Here is a 17,524-nt window from a genome sequence, read left to right on the forward strand (position 1 = left end):
AGGTCTCGACATGCCTGACGCATTGTCTCCAGCGCGGCGCATCGTGCCACAAGCGCTCATCTTCTGCGCCCTGTCGGACAGTTCATCGCCGCTGTACAGAACCGCTCCGTGAGCGAAGGCTCGAAGCCTCAGCTCTGTTCGGGCCGGGCGCGGGCAATGAACGCGGCGAGGTCGCCGGTGGCTACGGGATCGGCGGTGAGTCGGACCGCAAACGCCAGCTGGTCGAGGCCTGCACCCGGCGCGAGGTGCGCGAGTGCGGTGGGCAGGGCGGCGTAGGCGAGCAGGTGCGTCGGCAGCAGATCGTCGGCGGCCGCGCGGGCGGCCGGACCCGCGTACTTCCCGCGGCGCGTGGCCAGGGCATGGGCGAGCCAGGCGTCGACGCCCGTCTGCACGTACATTGATGCCGACCGAGGAACTGGACGCCGTATGGCACGGCACGGAGTCCACCCTCACCTACCAGGTCGTGCTGGACGCGCTACGAGAGCTGTACGAGCAGCAGCGGACCGTCATCCAGCTCATGTACCACCTGGAGTGCGGTGTGGCCCAGGCGGCCGAGTACCTCGGCGTCCCACCTGGCACCGTCAAAAGCCGTGCCTTCTACGCCATGCGGCCCCTGCGCAAAGCGCTGGAGACACGAGGCGTGCTCGGCGAGGAATAGTGTCCGCGGCCTGACGCCGCGCGGTCAGCTGAACTGGTTCTCGCCCGAGACGCCGGGGCGCACCCACGACCTGACAGCGCAGCACGAGCCCGCGGCATCGCCCAGGCGTGCCTGGCCGCGCGAATCCGCGTGTTCGCGGACCGTGGCCTGTCAGGGGAGCCAACGCCCCCGTTCGCTCCCCCGCCACCACCACCGCGAACGGCCCAGATCAGAACAGGTTCAGTGCTCGCAGAGGGAGAATTCCCGTTCGTATAGCTGCTCGTTGTGTTCGTCGACGAAGAATTTGCGTTCCTGCATGAGTTGTTCGCGGTAGTTCTTGGCTTGTTCTAGCGTCATGGTCGAGGTGTCGGACCATGGCTGTTGCGGTGGCACGTCAGATGTCGAGACGATCTTTTCCGACGGGTCGACCAGGAAGAACGCGAGGATTTTTCGATATCCCGGGCGGGTGGGGTCCGTGAGGCGGAATGAGCCGACGCGGTGTTGCAGGATGTTCGGGAACGCCAGGCAGCGGCCCGCTGGGGTCGATGCCGATCCGAGCATCTGGTTCAGTGCGTCTTCGTCCTCCAGGCCGTAGACCTCACGCAGACCGTTGTCGTCGTTCTGTTCGTAACTCGGGTCGTCGAGTGCCGCTCGGAAACTCAGCCGGCTCTCGGTGATGTTCTCGCTGCCCCAGTAGTAGATGCCCGTCGAAACGATCCGCTCGTTCATCATCCCCTCGACATGCCAGGAACCGCCGGGATACTCGGGCTTGTCCGGGGTGAGATGAATAGCGGCGAGCTTGACGATGACCTGGAGACGGCGGCCGCGCAGGTCGACTCGGGCGGACTCATCGGGCAACTCGGGCGGGGTGAAGGTTGGGGCGTCCGGGATGACCGGACGGCGGTTCTCCCACCAGTCGTCCTGGGCGAGTTCCCATGCACGGACGGCTTCTGCGTAGGCCCCGTCATCACCGTAGGAGGATTTGTCCGGATACTCCGGCTCCGAGTCGTACCATCCGTAAGGATCGGCCTCGATCCGCAGGGGTCGCGGATGACGTAGATCGGTGAGCACGTTCTCCAGCAGCGGGCGCATGCGCGCGAGCAAGTCGGGCAGAACGCCTGATAGTTCGTGATGAGTCTCGGGATGCACGTTGTTGACGTACGAACGGAAGGTGACATCGCCGTCGTCACTGACGTCCACGTCCGTGGGCAGCCACTGGAATCTCTCCGAGACTTCGTACTTCGAGTAACGGTCCGTCGGGTTCTGCCAAGCCCGCTCGGGCCCACCGCTCACCTCTCTCACCAGACAGAACAGTGAGGGATGAACCAGATCCAGTACCTGGCCGTCGGATCCGGGATGCCAGTCCTTTTCTGCTTCGGGGACCTCTTCCAGAACCCGAACCGCCTCGCGCAGCCGGGATCTGAGCTTGTCGTCGACCAGTGTGTCCGACTGCCACACCCCGTCGACGGCGGACACCTCGACGCCGGTTCGTCCTTCCCGCAGCGCGGCGTAGTGGTGGAGTTCGGCAAGCACGTAGCGAACCTGCGCTTCGGTGAGGCCCTGCGCGACCGCTTCCTCCGTCCACCTGGCGACGATGTCGGCATCGTTCATCTTGTCGAACCACCGCGGCTTGGCCCGAATGTGTGAGCTGCACTGCATCATCTGAAGTTCCCGCAGCGTTCGGGGTGTCGCGAACGCTATGGAGCGGGAAGCACGAAAGGGCAGCGGAAAAGCAGACAGGCCAGTCAATTCTCTTGGTCCTCCCGGTCGGTGTGCGGTGGCCGGAAGGATACGCCAGCGGACTGACATCGCAGCCGTGGTCCCTGTCATCACTGGACCGCAGAGGTCGGGCTTCGACGTACTGGCGTGACGCCCGGTCAGCGCTCATCCGAAGCGAGAATGCGCAAGGGGGCGACGGGGGTTGCAGGCGTTGCGGCGCGGTCGGCCGTGATGTTCTTCACTCCGGCCGTGCGAGGGCCCCGAAGACAAGCAATCGATTGTGAGTGGGTCCGACTGTAGTCGCCCTGTCGCACCGTCATAGACCTGCGGCGGCATCCACGACGAGTACCGGGACAGGAGAGTCCCCCGCCTTCGTGCCGACCTGCCACTCGTTCCAGTTCGCCACCGACCCGCCCGAGTACGTCTGTGTGCCGTGTCGAAGGCGACGCTCGCCTCCTTCGGCAGCGCTCTCACCCGCATGCCGAAGTGGCGGTGTTCGTCGAATCCGAGCTGGTGACCCGCCGTGGTTGATGCCGATTGACGGCCCCTCGACGGCACGGGGCAAGTCATTTCGTCAGGGGATCAACTCGACTCGCGGACCACGAGTTCGTTCGGCATGATGACCGGGCTCGTGGGGCCGCCGTCGATGAGGCTGAGGAGCAGGTGGACGGCGGTGGTTGCCTGGTCGGCCATCGGGCTGCGCACCGAGGTGAGCGCGGGGGTGGTGTAGGAGGCGGCTTCTATGTCGTCGAAACCGACGACGGCGACGTCTTCGGGCACGCGTCGTCCCGCTTGGTGGAGTGTGCGCAGGGCGCCGATCGCCATCAGGTCGTTGGCGGCGAACACGGCATCGAGGTCGGGGTCGTCCTCCAGGAGTTGGCGCATGGCTTCGGCGCCGGAGACCCTGCTGAAGTCTCCCAGTGCCACGATGGAGCGCCGGCCGGTTTCGCGTAGCGTGTGGCGGTATCCGTCGAGACGTTCGCGTGCCTCGTAGAGTTCGAGCGGTCCGGTGATCGTGGCGATCCGGCGTCGGCCGCGTTCCAGGAGGTGGCGCACGGCCAGTGCTGCTCCGCCGGCATTGTCCAGGGCCACGTACGGAACGTCCTGTGCGGAGGTCCGGTTGAAGGAGACGACCGGCAGACCCTGCCTGGCCAGGGCGGCGGGCAGCGGGTCTGTGCCGTGGAGGGCGACCAGCAGCACGCCGTCCACGTGCCCGCCTGCGATGTACTGCTCCACTCTGGTTCGGCTCTGGTCCGATTCCGCGAGCATCAGCACCAGCCGTTTTCCGGCGGTCTCGAGCTCCCTGCTGACGGCGCGGACCACGGCGGAGAAGAGAGGGTCGTCGGAGACGACTCCCTGGGGCGGGTCGGAGACGACCACGGCAAGGGTGTCCGTGCGACGGGTGACGAGGTTGCGTGCCGCCCCGTTGGGGACATAACCCAGTTCGTGTACGGCCTGCATGACGACGTCTCGGATCTGGGGGGCGACCGTCGTCTCACCGTTGATGACGCGGGAGACACTCGACTTGGACACGCCCGCCCGGGCGGCGACCACTTCAAGAGTAGGGCGCTTCATAGCTGTCCGTCCCCTGCGCCGCCGCCCGGGTCCGTCCTCGGGGAGGGTTCTCTCATCAGGGCGACCTCCGGCTCTGCGTCATGGCGATGCAAGCAGCGTATCCGCAGGCAGGGGCAGACATGAGCGTGTCAGGACCTCGACTCCGTTTGCGTCACCACTGCGTTGTCCGCCTGCCGCTAGGGCCGCGAGAAATCGCTCCCCGAAGGTGACACGCCGGTTTCGGCGCTTTTTTTCCTAGGTGACAGGCCTCTTGACAGCCTTTGTCGACCCCTCCATTCTCCGATCAGGGAGCGCTCCCTCACCCCGCCCCCACCTGAGGAGTCGCCCGTGCAAACGCTATTGCGTCGTTTCGGCTTACTTCTGGCCGTCGCGGCCTCATTGCTCACCTTCGTCGCACTGCCGGCTCCCGCCGCTCAGGCAGCGGAGGTGTTGCTTTCCCAGGGAAAGACCGCCGCCGCCTCGAGCACGGAGGGAGTCTTCAGCGCTCGCAGCGCCGTCGACGGCGACGCCGGCACCCGGTGGTCCAGCGCGTTCGCGGATCCCCAGTGGATTCAGATCGACCTGGGAACCACGGCCGGGATCAGCCGTGTCGCGCTCAACTGGGAAGCCGCGTACGGCAAGGCGTTCAGGATCGAGGTGTCGAACGACGCCGAGAGGTGGACCGTCGTTCACGAGACGGCCACGGGTACAGGCGGCGTCCAAAGCCTGGTTGTCGCTGGAACGGGCCGCTATGTACGGATGTACGGCACCCAGCGCGGCACTCCTTACGGGTACTCACTGTGGGAGTTCCAGGTATTCGGTGCCTTCGGCGCCGGCGACCCGGGCGGTGACACCGACAAGCTGCTGTCCTACGGCAGGACGGGCACGGCCTCGTCGTCGCAGACCGACCAGAACTGCTGGGAGTGCTCGCCCGCCAGGGCTTTCGACCGCGATCCGGCCTCGCGCTGGGCGACGAGTCCCACCACGGGTTGGACGGATCCGGGCTGGATCGCCGTCGATCTCGGCGCGCCGGCGCAGATCAACAAGGTCGTATTGCAGTGGGATCCCGCCTTTGCCAGGTCCTTCCAGATCCAGGTCTCGCCGAACGGAGCCGACTGGACGCCGATCTACTCGACGACGGCCGGCACAGGGTTCAAGCAGACGCTGGTCGTCTCCGGCAACGGCCGCTATGTGCGCATGTACGGCACCGAGCGTGCCACCCCTTACGGCTACTCGTTGTGGGAGTTCCAGGTGTACGGCACGGGCGGTGATCCGATACCGGCTCCGTCCCTGCCGAGCGACCCCGCGAATCCGCCGCGGCTGGTGTGGAACGACGAGTTCGAGGGCGCCGTGGGCAGCAGGCCCGATGCCTCGAAGTGGAGGTCGGATCCCGGTACCGGACCCAACAACGAGCTGGAGTACTACACCGATCACCGCAACGCCGCCCTGGACGGGGCCGGGCACCTGGTGATGGAAGCGCGCAGGGAGGCCACCGCCGGATCATCGTGCCCTCCTGATCCGCTGAGCGGCAGCGGCACGTGCCAGTACACGTCGGCGCGGATGAACACAGGCGCGACGTTCCAGTTCACCTACGGGCGTGTCGAGGCACGCATCAAGGTGCCCAAGGGCAACGGCCTGTGGCCCGCCTTCTGGATGATGGGCGCCGACTTCCTGACGGGCCGACCATGGCCGTACAACGGCGAGGTCGACATCATGGAAGTCCTCGGCAAGGACGTGAAGACCGCGTACTCGACCGTCCACGCGCCGGCCTACAACGGCGGAGGCGGAATCGGCGCGCCCTACACGCTGCCCGGGAACGCCGACTTCTCCGATGACTTCCACACCTGGGCCGCCGACTGGAACAGCAAGGGCATCACCTACAGCCTGGACGGCCGGACCGTGTTCTCCCTCGACAAAGACGAGGTGGAGCGAACCCGCGGACCGTGGATCTTCGACCACCCGCACTACATGATCCTCAACCTGGCCGTAGGAGGGGACTGGCCGGGCCCCACGGACGCCGGCACACCCTTCCCCTCCAAGATGCTCGTCGACTACGTGCGGGTCTATCAGTAGTCGCTCCGGGCTCCGTGAAGCTCTCGGGCCGCTCTGCCGCCCCCTCGGGCGGCCCGGGACCTCCGCCCCACACCGGGGGCACGCTTCTCTGCCCTGCCCTGCCCTGCTTCGGCCTGCTCTGCCCTGCTCTTGCTCTTTCCCATGGCCGTACTCGCAAGGAGCCGGCCGTTCCCCTCAATCCGACGCTCGTGAGGAAGTGACATGCGCAGACATCCCATCCCTCTGTACACGCTGTTGGCGGGCGCTTTAGCGGTCGTGCTGGCCGCCGCCCTGAGTTTGACGGTCTCGGCTCAGCAGGCGCGGGCCGCCACGGTCACCGTCCAGGCCGAGTCCTACGCGGCCCAGTCAGGCGTCTTGTTCGAGGCGACCGCGGACACCGGTGGCGGTCAGAACGCGGCGTTCCTCGCCGACGGCGACTGGATGCGTTTCGACAACGTCGACCTCGGCGCGGCCGGCCGCCTGACGGTTTCCGCCCGGATCGCTTCCGCTGCCGGCTCGGGCACGGTGGAGCTGCGCACCGCCAGCCTGACCGGCCCGCTGCTCGCAGTCGTGCAGACCTCCCCGACCGGCGGCTGGCAGAACTGGGTGACCCGTGCCACTGACGTCGCCACCCATCCCACCGGGTCGCAGACCGTCTTCGCCGTCCTGCGCGGCGCGACCAGCGGCGACTTCGTCAACATCAACTGGTTCTCCTTCGTCGGCGCGGGGGACGGCACAGCGACCGGATGGGTCCCTGTCGACCAGGCCAAGTGGAACGCCCAGCTGACGCAGTTCCGTGCGATGACGCCGGCCGCGGTGCCCGCCGGCGTGGTGCGGGTGCCGGAGTTCAACGCCACCTGCACCTACAGTCACTCCAAGCCGGACGACCCCATCGTTCTGCCGGGCCTTCCTGGTGCATCTCACATGCACAGCTTCTTCGGCAACAAGAGCACCGACGCGTTCTCCACAGCCCAGTCGTTGCTGGCCAGCGCACCAACCAGCTGCACTCCCGCCAAGGATCTCTCGGCGTACTGGGTTCCCACCCTGTACGAAGGCGACAAGGCCGTCGAGGCCGAGGGCATGATCGTCTACTACGGTTCGCGGCTGCCCGACCCGTCGGCGACCGTGCCCTTCCCCGAGGGGTTCCGCATGATCGCGGGCGATGCCAAGGCACAGACGCCCACACCTGCGGGATCGCCCGGCCAGTTCTGGTGCGCCGGCGAGGGCGGCGAGATCGGCCGCAGCGCCGACGGCAACTGGCCAGTCTGCGCCCCGAAGGCCCACCTCACCCACCAACTCGTCTTCCCCGACTGCTGGGACGGCAAGAACCTGGACAGTCCCGACCACAAGTCGCACGTAGCGTTCACCTACGACGGCAAGTGCAGCGGCGCCTACCCCGTCGCCATCCCAAGCGTCTCCTTCGTGATCAGCTACCCCACCAGCGGCAGCGCGGCAGGCTTCCGGCTGGCCTCGGGCATGGCATCGTCCATCCACGGCGACTTCTTCAACGCCTGGGACAACGCCGCTCTCGGGCAGCGTGTGAAGGACTGCATCACCCAGAAGGCCAAGTGCAACTCCGCCGGCACCTTCTGACCCTGCGGTCGGCATGCGCCGTGGCCATGGCGCTCCTGGCTGTCGGCTGCACCACGCAGCCGACAGCCGGCACGTCACCGAAAGCCGGTGCATCGCCGTCGGTAGTCTTCAACGCCACCGACACCGCATGGATCCAGTTGATGATCCCCATGAACGAGCGTGCGCAACTCCTGACCGATCTGGCTCCCTCCCGCTCAGGCAAGACAGACCCCGCCCTGACGGCGCTGGCAGCCAAGACCGGATCGGGACTGCGCGAAGACCTGCGACGCCTGCGTGCCTTGCTGGAACTCTCAGGCGTCCCCGACACTCGCCCGCACGAGGGGCACAACATGCCGGGCATGGTCAGCCTGACCACCATCGAGAAGGCGGGCGCCACGACCGGTCAGGAGTTCGACAGCATTCTCACCGACGCGCTGCGGGCCCACTTGACCCAGGCCCGGATGCTCTGCGCCAGCGAACGCACCCACGGCCAGGCCGGCGCGGCGAAAGAACTGGCCGCGGCCATCGCGACGAACACAGCCAGACTGATCACCTGGCTGGACAGGCTGCGCCCGGCGCAACCTTCGCCGGGCGGCACCACTGCGGCGACACGGCCGTAGGCGCGGCAGGCGGTGCAAGGGACCACGCAGAGTAGCCATGTGGTGCACGCAGCCCTGTGCGCCCCCGCCATCGCGCTCCGGGTCGGGGGAAGGGTTGCGTGCACGGGCCCTTCCAGATGATCCGCATGCCCGCCACTTGCTGGAACGCGTGCGGGTCGTCAGCATCGCCGATGACGTCAGCGGCAGCGGGGGTCAAGCAGGTCAGGTCTGATGCGGATCGACAAGGAGTGCCCGCTCACCTGCAGATCCACCTGATCGTGGCTGATCGTGGACAACTACGGCACCCACAGGACTTCTGGGATCAGAGCCTGGCTGGCCACACCACGGTTCGGACCGTGCGCACCTCGACCGACTCCTCCTGGATCAACCAGGCCGAGCGGTGGTTCGGCTGGCTCGCCCACCAGCGATCCGCCGCGGCACGCACAAGAACGTCCAGGCCCTCGACGCCGCCGTCCGCGCCTGGGTCGAGGACGGCGGGGCTTCGTCGCCCTCTATGCCGTGGTTGGACCCAGGGTGGTGGCGCAGGCGCCTATTCGGCAGGGCGGCTGCTGTCAGACGAAGAGTCGCACGGCATCGCGTGACGAGCGGTGGGCGGACGCCGACGGGCCCGGTGCTCAGGAAGCACCGGGCCCGTCATCCGCGCCTTCCCCGTCCCCACGGTCGGACGCGGGTCACCACATGCCGCTCACATGTGGACGGTGGGGGCTGCGTCCGCGTCGACCGCCGGCACACCGCGCCGGTAGAGGACCGCCGTGAGCAGGGCGCCGACCGCGAAGAAGCCGGCGGACCACCAGTAGGCGGTGGAGTAGGACTCCAGTGCGGCCTGGGCCTGGACGAGCTTGTCGGTGGGGTTCTTGCCGACCAGGTACGAGGTGGCGGCGCCGGCGGCAAGCGTGTTGAGCAGCGGGGTGCCGATGGAACCGCCGATCTGCTGCATCGTGTTGACGGAGGCCGACGCCACGCCGGCGTCCTCGGTGGCCACACCGCTGGTGGCGAGGCTCATCGCCGGGGCCATGATCAGGCCGATGCCGAGGCCGGTGACCAGAAGCGGGGGCAGGACGTGAGCCGCGTAGGTGCTGTCCAGGCCGAGGTCGGTCAGCCAGATCATGCCGACGGCTCCGAGGACCATGCCGAGCGGGACCACGATCTTCGGTCCGATGCGCGGGATCAGGACGCTGGTGGACAGGGTGGCGCTCACCATGAGGGCGCCGACCATCGGGAGGAAGGCCAGACCCGTCCGGACGGCGGAGAAGCCGAGGCTCAGCTGGAGGTAGTAGGTGAGGAAGAGGAACACGCCGAACATTCCGGCGCTCGAGATGAGCATGGCGGTGAAGGACGCGCCCCGGTTGCGGTCCAGGAGCACGCGCATCGGCAACAGCGGATGAGAGGCCCTGGTCTGCCACCACGTGAACACCGTCAGGAGCAGGGCGCCGACGGTGAGGAAACCCCAGGAGAGGGGCGAACTCCAGTCGTGGGACTCGGCGTTGGAGAAGCCGTACACGATGCCGAAGAGGCCGGAGGTGACCAGGACCGTGCCGGGAATGTCGAGCTTGGAGCCGCGGTCACGGGCCGTGCGCTGGAGCAGCAGGAAGCCGCCGACTATGGCGAAAGCCGCTATGAAGAGGTTGACGTAGAGGGTCCAGCGCCAGTTCATGTACTCGGTGAGGACACCGCCGAGCAGCAGGCCGACAGCCGCGCCGGAGCCGGCGACCGCGCCGAAGATGCCGAAGGCCCTGGCGCGTTCCTTGGGATCGGTGAAGGTGGTGGTCAGCAATGAGAGTGCGGCGGGCGCGAGCAGCGCGCCGAACAGGCCCTGGAGGGCGCGGCCCGCGACGAGCATCTCGAAGCTGGTGGCGGCGCCCGCCACGGCCGAGGCGACCGCGAAGCCGCTCACGCCGACCAGGAAGGCGGGCTTGCGGCCGAAGAGGTCGGCGATCCGGCCGCCGAGCAGCAGCAGACTGCCGAAGGCGAGCGAGTAGGCGGTGACGATCCAGGTGCGGTTGCCGTCCGAGAAGCCGAGGTCGGCCTGCGCGGATGGCAGCGCGATGTTCACGATCGTCGCGTCCAGCACGACCATCAGTTGGGCGAGGCCGATGATGGCGAGGATCCACCACCGATGGCGGGGCCCGCTCTCCTCAGCCTGTGAACCGCTCTTCCCGAGCGACACCGTGTCCGGCGCTGCGGCTGTCTGAGCCATGGGGACGTACTCCAGTCGAGGTTCAGGTAACGAAAGAGGAAACGAAACCGTTTCGTACACCTAGCCTAAGCGCCCTTCGATCGAAACGCAAAAGTTTCGCTGGGGCGGTGGGCTCGTGCCTTCCGTCGGAGCACCTGGCACCTGGCACCACAGCGACGCTCATGGACGTGGTGGGCCGAACGCCGACGCCGACGCAGAGAGGTCCACCACAGGGCCGGGCCGTGCTCCGGACCACCTCGCCCGCAGCAGGCGCAGGGCGGGCGGGCGGGGCGCTCGCACGGTACGCGCCGTGGGGCGTCGTATGCGACGGGCCCGCCTCCAGCAGCAGGCTCGGAGCCGCCACAGATGCGCGTGGCGCGGAAGTTGGCCAGGCCCACGTCGGCGGAGGGCTGGAAGGTCTGCCGCCACGCGCTTCGCTCTCGCCGGTGCCGTGCTCACCGGCCGGCTGAACGCCGCGCCGCCCCGCCAGGGCGGGCCTCCTCCCCCGACCCCGTTGCTCACCTGCGCCCGCGAACACCAGACCGGGAGCCTTCGTGGCGAGCGCGCTGCGGCCGGCCGGCCGCAGCGCGCTCGTGGACTGCCCGAACGGGCCGGGGCGAACCCTCGTGCGGTGTCAGCGGCTGAAGACGAGTTCGGCCTGGTCGCGCTTGGTGGTGTGCAGGTCCCAGTAGACCGGGGAGATCTCTTCGGGCTGGGCGGTCGGGAAGTCGGGGACGACCGACACCCCGATGGATACGTCGATGCCGACGTGGGCGGCCTGGACGCCGGTGCCCTCCAGTTCCTTGTGCAGGTTGATCGCCCAGTTGCGCAGCGCCGCCGCCGCGGCGTTCACGTTGCCGACCTGCGGGACGGGGTCGATGGAGCCGGCGCCCGTGGTGAACAGCAGGGTGCCCGCCCCGGCCTCGCGCATCGCGGGCAGCACCACCTTGGTGGCAGCGATCGCTCCGTACAGCTGGAACTCCATCTCGTGCTGCACGTGGGCCGGTTCGGTAAGGGTCGGGGTGGTCAGGGTGGTGGAGCCCATCGTGCCCACCGGGGAGTACTCCAGGACGTCGATGCCGCCGAAGTGGGCGGCGGCGCCCTTGAGCGCCTGGGTGAGCGCGTCGCGGTCGAGGACGTCCGCGGGGAACGCGGCGGCCGAGATGCCCTCGGCGGTGAGCGTGCCGACGAGCTGGTCGAGCTTGTCGCGGTTGCGGGCGACGAGCGCGACGTCGAAGCCGCGGGAGCCGAAGGTGCGGGCGATGGCCAGGCCGAGCTGAGGGCCGGCTCCGACGATGACGATGCTGGTCATGGTGGTGGTTGTCCTTCCGTAAAGCGGTGTCAGGGAGGTGGGCGTGGCCCTCCGGTGGCTGACGCGGGCACCGGATGCCTCGCACCCATATCCAGACAGGGCTATCCGTTTTGCAAACGGAAAGCCCTATCCGATTTCTGCTCATCACCGTAACACCAAAAATGGATAGGGCATTCCGGTTGGTAGGGTGGCGGGTATGACCCCTGGCCCCAAGCCGCACGACGCCCAGTCCCTGCGCAGCGATGCCGAGCGCAATCGCGGCCGGATCCTCGTCGCGGCGCGCACGGTCTTCGAGCGTGACGGGCTGGCCGCGTCCATGGCGTCCGTGGCCCGCGAGGCGGGAGTAGGGATCGCCACCCTCTTCCGCCACTTCGGCGCCAAGGAAGACCTGATCGCCGCCGTCTTCGCCGACCGCATGGATGCCTACGTCGCCGCCGTCGACGAAGCTCTCGACACCCCCGATCCGTGGGCGGGTTTCACCGGGTTCATCGAGGCCATCTGCGCCATGCAGGCGACCGATCGGGGCTTCGCCGACGTGCTGACCACGACGTTCCCGGCCGCAGAGGGCCTGGAGGAGCGGCGTGCGGCGGCGTTTCAGGGCTTTCTGGAGCTTGTGGACCGCGCCAAGGACAGCGGGCAGCTACGGGCGGACTTCGCCTCTCAGGATCTCGTCCTCCTGCTCGTTGCCAACGCCGGTGTCGTAGCCTTCGCCGGCGACATCGTCCCGGACGCCTGGCGCCGCCTGGTCGCGCTGGTGATCCAGTCGTTCCAGGCCCCAGCGCGGGGCCCGCTGCCCGCCGCACCCGCGGATGACGCCCTGTATGAGGCCATGCTCCGTGCCGGGTCGGCGAGTATCGCCTCCCGTGAGCGCAGCAGCACCACGTGATCGCGTCGGGCGTCCTTGACCGGCCCGTCGGCGGGAGCGGTGCGTCTTGGGTCCTTGCCCGCAGAATTTCGCAGCGAGCAGTGCCGGCCAGGGCCTGCTCCGCTACGTGATCCGACGCGGCTGCCCCGACGATGTGCACGCCGAAGGCGTGAACGGGCAGGCCGGACGGCGTTTGCACGGGCTCCTGTTCCATCGCGGGATAGCTCCGGGCTCTCGCGTGTTCGCCGTTCAGCGCCACGGGGGGGTTCAGTGGTTATTGCTGATGCGGTCGGGTGAGGCGGACCATTGCGCGGTACAGCGCGCCGGGTGCGGGAGCCTCGGGCATCGGGGGTAGAGGGGCTCCGGGGTTGGCGTAGGAGCGGAGCATATGGGCGACGAGGCGTTGCCAGGCGTCGGGGGCGGCGTCGCCGGCTGCGTTGACGACGCCGGCGTTGGCCATGAGCAGGATCGGCATGTCGCGGTCGGTGAAGTCGTCGCGTAGGTGGCCGGTGTCCTTGGCACGGGCGATGAGGTCGAGGAACCCGTGGTATGCCTCGGCACGGCGTTCTTCGAGGGCCTTGGCGGCAGGGAAGGTCATGGTCAGGACGTCGGCGAAGCCGCGGTCGGCGGCCTGCATGGCGCAGACGGCCTGCACGTAGCCGGTGAACCCGTGCCAGGGGTCGGGGTCGGCCAAGGCGGTGGCGACGGCAGTGGCGTAGCCGTCCATGCGGTCGGCGAAGACCGCGTTGATGAGTTCCTCGCGGGTGACGAAGCGACGGGAGAGCGTTGCCTTGCCCACTCCTGCCTCGCGGGCGACGGCCGCCATGGAGACGCCGAGTCCCTCGCGGGCGTAGAGGCGGCGGGCGGCGGCCAGGATGCGGTCGCGGTTGCGTTCAGCGTCGATGCGCAGACCCGTTCCGGGCTGGTCATCCGGGGTGGCGCGGGGAGCTGCGGAAGAAGCCATGCACCCATCCTACCCAAGTGGAACAGGTTGCCCACTTGTGTTGTTACGCTGGGCAGAGTGAAACGGGAAGGCCGTTCCACTTACCTGGAAGGTGTTGTGGCATGCGTGCTCTCACGCTGAACGAGGTCCCCTCCGCCCCGGCCGTCGCCGAGGTCGACGCTCCGGCGCCCGGCGCGGGCGAGCTGCTGGTGAAGGTTGCCGGGTCGTCGGTCAACGGCTTCGACCTGTCAGTGACGTCCGGCCGGCTGGACGGGATGATGGAGCACCGTTTCCCGCTGGTGCTGGGCATGGACTTCGCCGGGACCGTCGAGGCCGTGGGCGAAGGCGTGGAAGGCTTCGCGGCCGGGGACGCGGTCTTCGGTGTGGCGATGAAGCCGTTCCTGGGCGCAGGTGCGCTGGCCGAGTACGTCACCGTGTCCGCCGGCTACGGCGTCGCCCGCATCCCCGCGGGCCTGGACGTGAAGGACGCGAACGGGCTCGGGCTGGCCGGGACGGCCGCGCTGAACAGTGTGGAGGCGCCCGCTCCGGAGAAGGGTGAGACGGTGCTCGTCTCCGGCGCGACCGGTGGTGTCGGTGCGCTGGCCGTGCAGCTGGCCGCCGCCCGCGGCGCGCGCGTGATCGCCACCGCCCGCCCCGGCACCGAGGCGGACTTCGTCACCGGCCTGACCGACGCCGACGTCGCGGTCGTGGACTACACGGCGGACCTCGACGCCCAGGTGCGGGCCCTGGCGCCCGAGGGCGTCGACGTGGTGCTGCACCTGGCGGGCGACGCCGCCCAGCTGGTGGGGCTGCTGCGTGAGGGCGGGCGGATCGCCTCCACCCTCGGGCTGACCCAGGAGGCCGTCGAGACGGAGGGCGTCACCGTGCACCCGATCATGGCCGACCCCAACCCGAACACCCTCGCCACCCTGGCAGGCCTGGCCGCCGCCGGTGAGCTGCGCGTCCCGGTCACCGCGACTTTCCCGCTGGAGCAGGCGGCCGAGGCGTTCGACGCCTTCCGGACCGGGACCCTCGGCAAGATCACCGTCACCTGCCCCTGACCCCGGCTCCCGCCCGCGCCCAGGTCCTCGCGGCCCGGCCGCGACGGCGGCGCGCCGACCACTCCCCCGAAGGAACGAAGCCGTATGAACGTCACCGTCTTCGGCGCCACCGGCGCGATCGGCTCCCTGACCGTGACCGTGCTCCTGGAGCACGGTCACCAGGTCACCGCCTATGCCCGCAATCCCGACAAGGTCCCCGGATCCTGGGGTGAGCGGGTACGGGTGGTGGTCGGCGAGATGTCCGACCAGGACGCCGTCGACTCGGCCGTCGCCGGCGCGGACGCCGTCGTCAGCGCGCTCGGCCCGAGCATGGACCGCAAGGCCACCGGGCTGCCGCTCGTCGCCGGGACCGGTCACATCCTCACCTCCATGAAGCGCCACCACGTGCGCGCACGAGAAGCCCACCCCGGTCACCCGCCTCATCGGCTTCATGCCACGCACGTTCATGCGCCGCGCCTACGACGAGATCACCGGCATGAGCGACCAGGTCATGCGCTCGGGCCTGGACTGGACCGTCGTGCGCTTCATCGCTCCCAAGACACGCCCAAGCAGAACCGCGTACGGGTCGGCTTCTTCGGCACGGACAAGCTCGGCTTCGCCGTCAGCCGCGCCGACATCGCCGCCTTCACCGCAGCTCAGGTCGACGACGACACGTACGTCGGCCGCGCCCCCGCCATCAGCAACTGACCCCGCCCCACCGGAAGAAGAGACTCCTCATGACCCTCGCGATCATCGGCGCCACCGGCAGACTCGGCGCCCTCACCATCGACGCCCTCCTGAAGCGCGGCGTCCCCGCCGGCGACATCCTCGCGCTCGGCCGCAACACCGACCGCCTCACCGAACTCTCCGCCCAAGGCGTGCGCATCGGCGTCGTCGACCTGGACGATGTCCCGGCGACCGCCAAGGCGCTGGACGGTGCCGACAAGCTGCTCCTGATCTCCTTCGGCCCCGGCGACCGCGTGGCCCAGCACGGCCGGGCCATCGACGCCGCCCGCCAGGCCGGTGTGCGGCACCTGGTGTACACGTCGGGGCTGGAAGCGCCGACGACGATCCTCGAACTCGCCGCCGACCACAAGGCCACCGAGGAACTCGTCACCGCCTCCGGCATCCCCGCAACCTTCCTGCGCAACGGCTGGTACACCGAGAACCACCTGCAGGACTTCGCCGGCGCCCGCGAGCGCGGCGTCATCGCCAACAGTATCGGCGACGGCCGCATCGCCACCGCCCCGCGCGAGGACTTCGCCGAAGCCGCTGCCGTCGTCCTGTCCACGCCCGGTCACGAAGGCACGGCGTACGAGCTGTCCGGCGACATCGCCTGGTCGTTCGAGGAATTCGCCGCCACCGCGGCCGAGGTCCTGGGCACCCCGGTGCGCTACCAGCCGCTCACGTCCGAGCAGGAGCGCGAGCAACTCCTCGCCGTCGGCCTCGACGAGGGCACCGCAGGGTTCCTGGTCACGCTGAACGCCAACATGCGCGACGGTGCCATGGCCCCCACCCCGGGCGACCTGTCCCGACTCATCGGCCGCCCGACCGAGCCGCTGGTCACCACCCTCAGGTCCTGGGTCTGACCCAGCCCCGGCCGCACGGGCGCAGGAGGCTCGAACGCCTCCTCCTGCGCCGGCCCCTGACCGTCCCCTCTTCCTTGAAGGATCCCGCCCTGTGAACGTCTTCCTGTGGATCGTGCAGGCCGTCCTCGCCGCCATGTTCGCGATGGCCGGCGTGATGAAGTCGACCCAGTCCAAGGCCAAGCTCGCCGAGAAGCTGCCGTGGGTGGCCGACTTCTCCCCAGCCACCGTCCGCTTCATCGGCATCGTCGAGCTGGCCGCGGCTCTCGGCCTGATCCTGCCCGCCGCCACCGGCCTCGCCCCGGTACTGACCCCGCTGGCCGCCACTGGACTTGCCGTGGTCATGCTCCTGGCCGCGATCACCCACGCCCGCCGCAAGGAAACCTCCGCGATCGCCTTCAACACCGTCCTGCTCGTCCTGGCCGCCCTCGTGGCCTGGGGCCGCTTCGGCCCCTACAGCTTCTGACCCGCACGGCCCGCCCTTTTCGCCGCGCTGCTGCTTGCCAAGGAGAGACGACGTGAAGATCCACGCGTTGGGATACCTCGGTTTCGAGTCCCCCCGCCACGACCAGTGGCTGACGTTCGGGCCCGAGGTCCTGGGCCTGCAGGTCGGGGAACGCGGTGCTGACGGCACGGTGCACCTGCGGATGGACGACCGCCACCGCCGCCTGTCCATCCACCCCGGAGACGAGGAGCGGCTGTCGTACGTGGGCTGGGAACTGGCGGGCAAGGCCGCCTTCGAGGAGGCCGTCACCGAGCTGACCGACAAGGGATGCGAACCCCGCGTCGGCAGCCGCACGGAGTGCACCGAGCGCCAGGTGCAGGGCGTCGCGAAGTTCGAGGATCCGTTCGGATTCCCCCACGAGATCTTCTACGGTCCCGTGTTCACCGCGGGGTCGTTCCTGCCGGGCAAGCCGATGGCCGGACGCTTCGTCGCCGGAACCGACGGTGTCGGCCACCTCGTCCTCGTCGTCCCCGAGATCACCCCGGAGCTGGAGGAGTTCGCCACCGGCGTGCTGGGCCTGGAGCTGTTCGGCGGCTGGACTTCCGCCACCCCCGACGGAGCTGTCGCGGGCCCGCAGTTCTACCGCTGCAACCCGCGCACCCACTGCCTGGGCTACGTCGGCGTCCCCGGCATGCGCGGCGTGCAGCACATCGCGATCGAGTCCACCCACCTCGACGATGTCGGCCGAGCCTGGGACCTGGTGCAGGAACGCGACGACATCCCCGTCACCGTCACCCTCGGGCGGCACATGTCCGACACCCTCATCTCCTTCTACATGCGCTCACCCACCGGCTTCGACATCGAGTTCGGTGCCGGCGGCGAACTCCTGCCCGACGACTTCGTACAGACCAGCCCTTCCACCTCGGAAGCCTGGGGCCACAAGTTCGTCGCCGAGGGCTGGGCGCCCACCGTCCGCCCCTGCACCCTCTGACCCGCCCCGCCG

At 68.9% G+C, this 17,524-nt stretch carries 16 protein-coding genes; 10 read left to right on the forward strand and 6 right to left on the reverse strand.

Features of this window, described 5'->3' with window-relative positions:
- Positions 1-128 precede the first annotated feature (128 nt).
- Positions 129-398, reverse strand: coding sequence for a hypothetical protein (locus ACFWJX_RS22800; RefSeq protein WP_383246052.1), 270 nt, complete (start codon positions 396-398; stop codon positions 129-131).
- Between the two features lie 2 nt (positions 399-400).
- On the opposite strand from ACFWJX_RS22800, the gene ACFWJX_RS22805 reads away from it, so the two are divergent.
- Complete coding sequence (locus tag ACFWJX_RS22805; protein ID WP_383246055.1) at positions 401-658, forward strand: sigma factor-like helix-turn-helix DNA-binding protein; 258 nt, start codon at positions 401-403, stop codon at positions 656-658.
- A gap of 219 nt (positions 659-877) precedes the next feature.
- On the opposite strand, the gene ACFWJX_RS22810 is transcribed toward ACFWJX_RS22805, so the two are convergent.
- The gene (locus tag ACFWJX_RS22810) at positions 878-2,386 is read right to left on the reverse strand and encodes a DUF4246 domain-containing protein (protein ID WP_383246058.1); all 1,509 of its coding nucleotides are present in this window, start codon (positions 2,384-2,386) and stop codon (positions 878-880) included.
- A 552-nt stretch (positions 2,387-2,938) separates the two neighbouring features.
- Positions 2,939-3,931 carry a LacI family DNA-binding transcriptional regulator gene (locus tag ACFWJX_RS22815; protein ID WP_383246061.1) on the reverse strand — a complete coding sequence of 331 codons (993 nt, stop codon included), beginning with the start codon at positions 3,929-3,931 and terminating at the stop codon, positions 2,939-2,941.
- A gap of 327 nt (positions 3,932-4,258) precedes the next feature.
- Here ACFWJX_RS22815 and ACFWJX_RS22820 point away from each other — a divergent pair, with 327 nt between their 5' ends.
- The 3 genes from ACFWJX_RS22820 (at position 4,259) to ACFWJX_RS22830 (ending at position 8,154) form a co-directional block, all read left to right on the forward strand.
- Complete coding sequence (locus ACFWJX_RS22820; RefSeq protein ID WP_383246064.1) at positions 4,259-5,983, forward strand: discoidin domain-containing protein; 1,725 nt, start codon at positions 4,259-4,261, stop codon at positions 5,981-5,983.
- 201 nt (positions 5,984-6,184) lie between these two features.
- Entirely contained in the window at positions 6,185-7,555 is a 1,371-nt protein-coding gene (locus tag ACFWJX_RS22825) for a DUF1996 domain-containing protein (protein ID WP_383246066.1), read from the forward strand.
- A gap of 26 nt (positions 7,556-7,581) precedes the next feature.
- On the forward strand, positions 7,582-8,154 hold the full coding sequence (locus ACFWJX_RS22830) for a DUF305 domain-containing protein (protein ID WP_383246069.1): 573 nt from the start codon (positions 7,582-7,584) through the stop codon (positions 8,152-8,154).
- A gap of 685 nt (positions 8,155-8,839) precedes the next feature.
- Here the strand turns inward: ACFWJX_RS22830 and ACFWJX_RS22835 are convergent.
- Positions 8,840-10,351 (reverse strand): MFS transporter, encoded by a 1,512-nt coding sequence (locus ACFWJX_RS22835; protein WP_383246071.1) that lies wholly within the window; start codon positions 10,349-10,351, stop codon positions 8,840-8,842.
- Between the two features lie 613 nt (positions 10,352-10,964).
- Positions 10,965-11,642 carry an SDR family NAD(P)-dependent oxidoreductase gene (locus tag ACFWJX_RS22840; RefSeq protein WP_383246074.1) on the reverse strand — a complete coding sequence of 226 codons (678 nt, stop codon included), beginning with the start codon at positions 11,640-11,642 and terminating at the stop codon, positions 10,965-10,967.
- Between the two features lie 196 nt (positions 11,643-11,838).
- Between ACFWJX_RS22840 and ACFWJX_RS22845 the strand changes: the two genes are divergently transcribed.
- Positions 11,839-12,528, forward strand: coding sequence for a TetR/AcrR family transcriptional regulator (locus tag ACFWJX_RS22845; protein WP_383246077.1), 690 nt, complete (start codon positions 11,839-11,841; stop codon positions 12,526-12,528).
- Positions 12,529-12,781: 253 nt separating this feature from the next.
- Here the strand turns inward: ACFWJX_RS22845 and ACFWJX_RS22850 are convergent, their stop codons facing one another.
- A complete protein-coding gene (locus ACFWJX_RS22850) occupies positions 12,782-13,471 on the reverse strand; it encodes a TetR/AcrR family transcriptional regulator (RefSeq protein WP_383246079.1) in 690 nt (229 codons plus the stop codon).
- Positions 13,472-13,572: 101 nt separating this feature from the next.
- Here ACFWJX_RS22850 and ACFWJX_RS22855 point away from each other — a divergent pair, with 101 nt between their 5' ends.
- The 5 genes from ACFWJX_RS22855 (at position 13,573) to ACFWJX_RS22875 (ending at position 17,512) form a co-directional block, all read left to right on the forward strand.
- Entirely contained in the window at positions 13,573-14,511 is a 939-nt protein-coding gene (locus ACFWJX_RS22855) for an NADP-dependent oxidoreductase (RefSeq protein ID WP_383246082.1), read from the forward strand.
- Between the two features lie 84 nt (positions 14,512-14,595).
- A complete protein-coding gene (locus ACFWJX_RS22860; protein ID WP_383246084.1) occupies positions 14,596-15,198 on the forward strand; it encodes an NAD(P)-dependent oxidoreductase in 603 nt (200 codons plus the stop codon).
- A gap of 29 nt (positions 15,199-15,227) precedes the next feature.
- Positions 15,228-16,079: an SDR family oxidoreductase gene (locus tag ACFWJX_RS22865; RefSeq protein ID WP_383246087.1), complete on the forward strand. Its 852-nt coding sequence runs from the start codon at positions 15,228-15,230 to the stop codon at positions 16,077-16,079.
- Between the two features lie 91 nt (positions 16,080-16,170).
- Positions 16,171-16,542, forward strand: a complete 372-nt coding sequence (locus ACFWJX_RS22870; protein WP_383246090.1) for a DoxX family protein — start codon at positions 16,171-16,173, stop codon at positions 16,540-16,542.
- A 52-nt stretch (positions 16,543-16,594) separates the two neighbouring features.
- Positions 16,595-17,512, forward strand: a complete 918-nt coding sequence (locus ACFWJX_RS22875) for a VOC family protein (RefSeq protein ID WP_383246093.1) — start codon at positions 16,595-16,597, stop codon at positions 17,510-17,512.
- Positions 17,513-17,524: the final 12 nt, after the last annotated feature.

Source organism: Streptomyces sp. NPDC058335, from assembly GCF_042723915.1.
GTDB lineage: Bacteria > Actinomycetota > Actinomycetes > Streptomycetales > Streptomycetaceae > Streptomyces.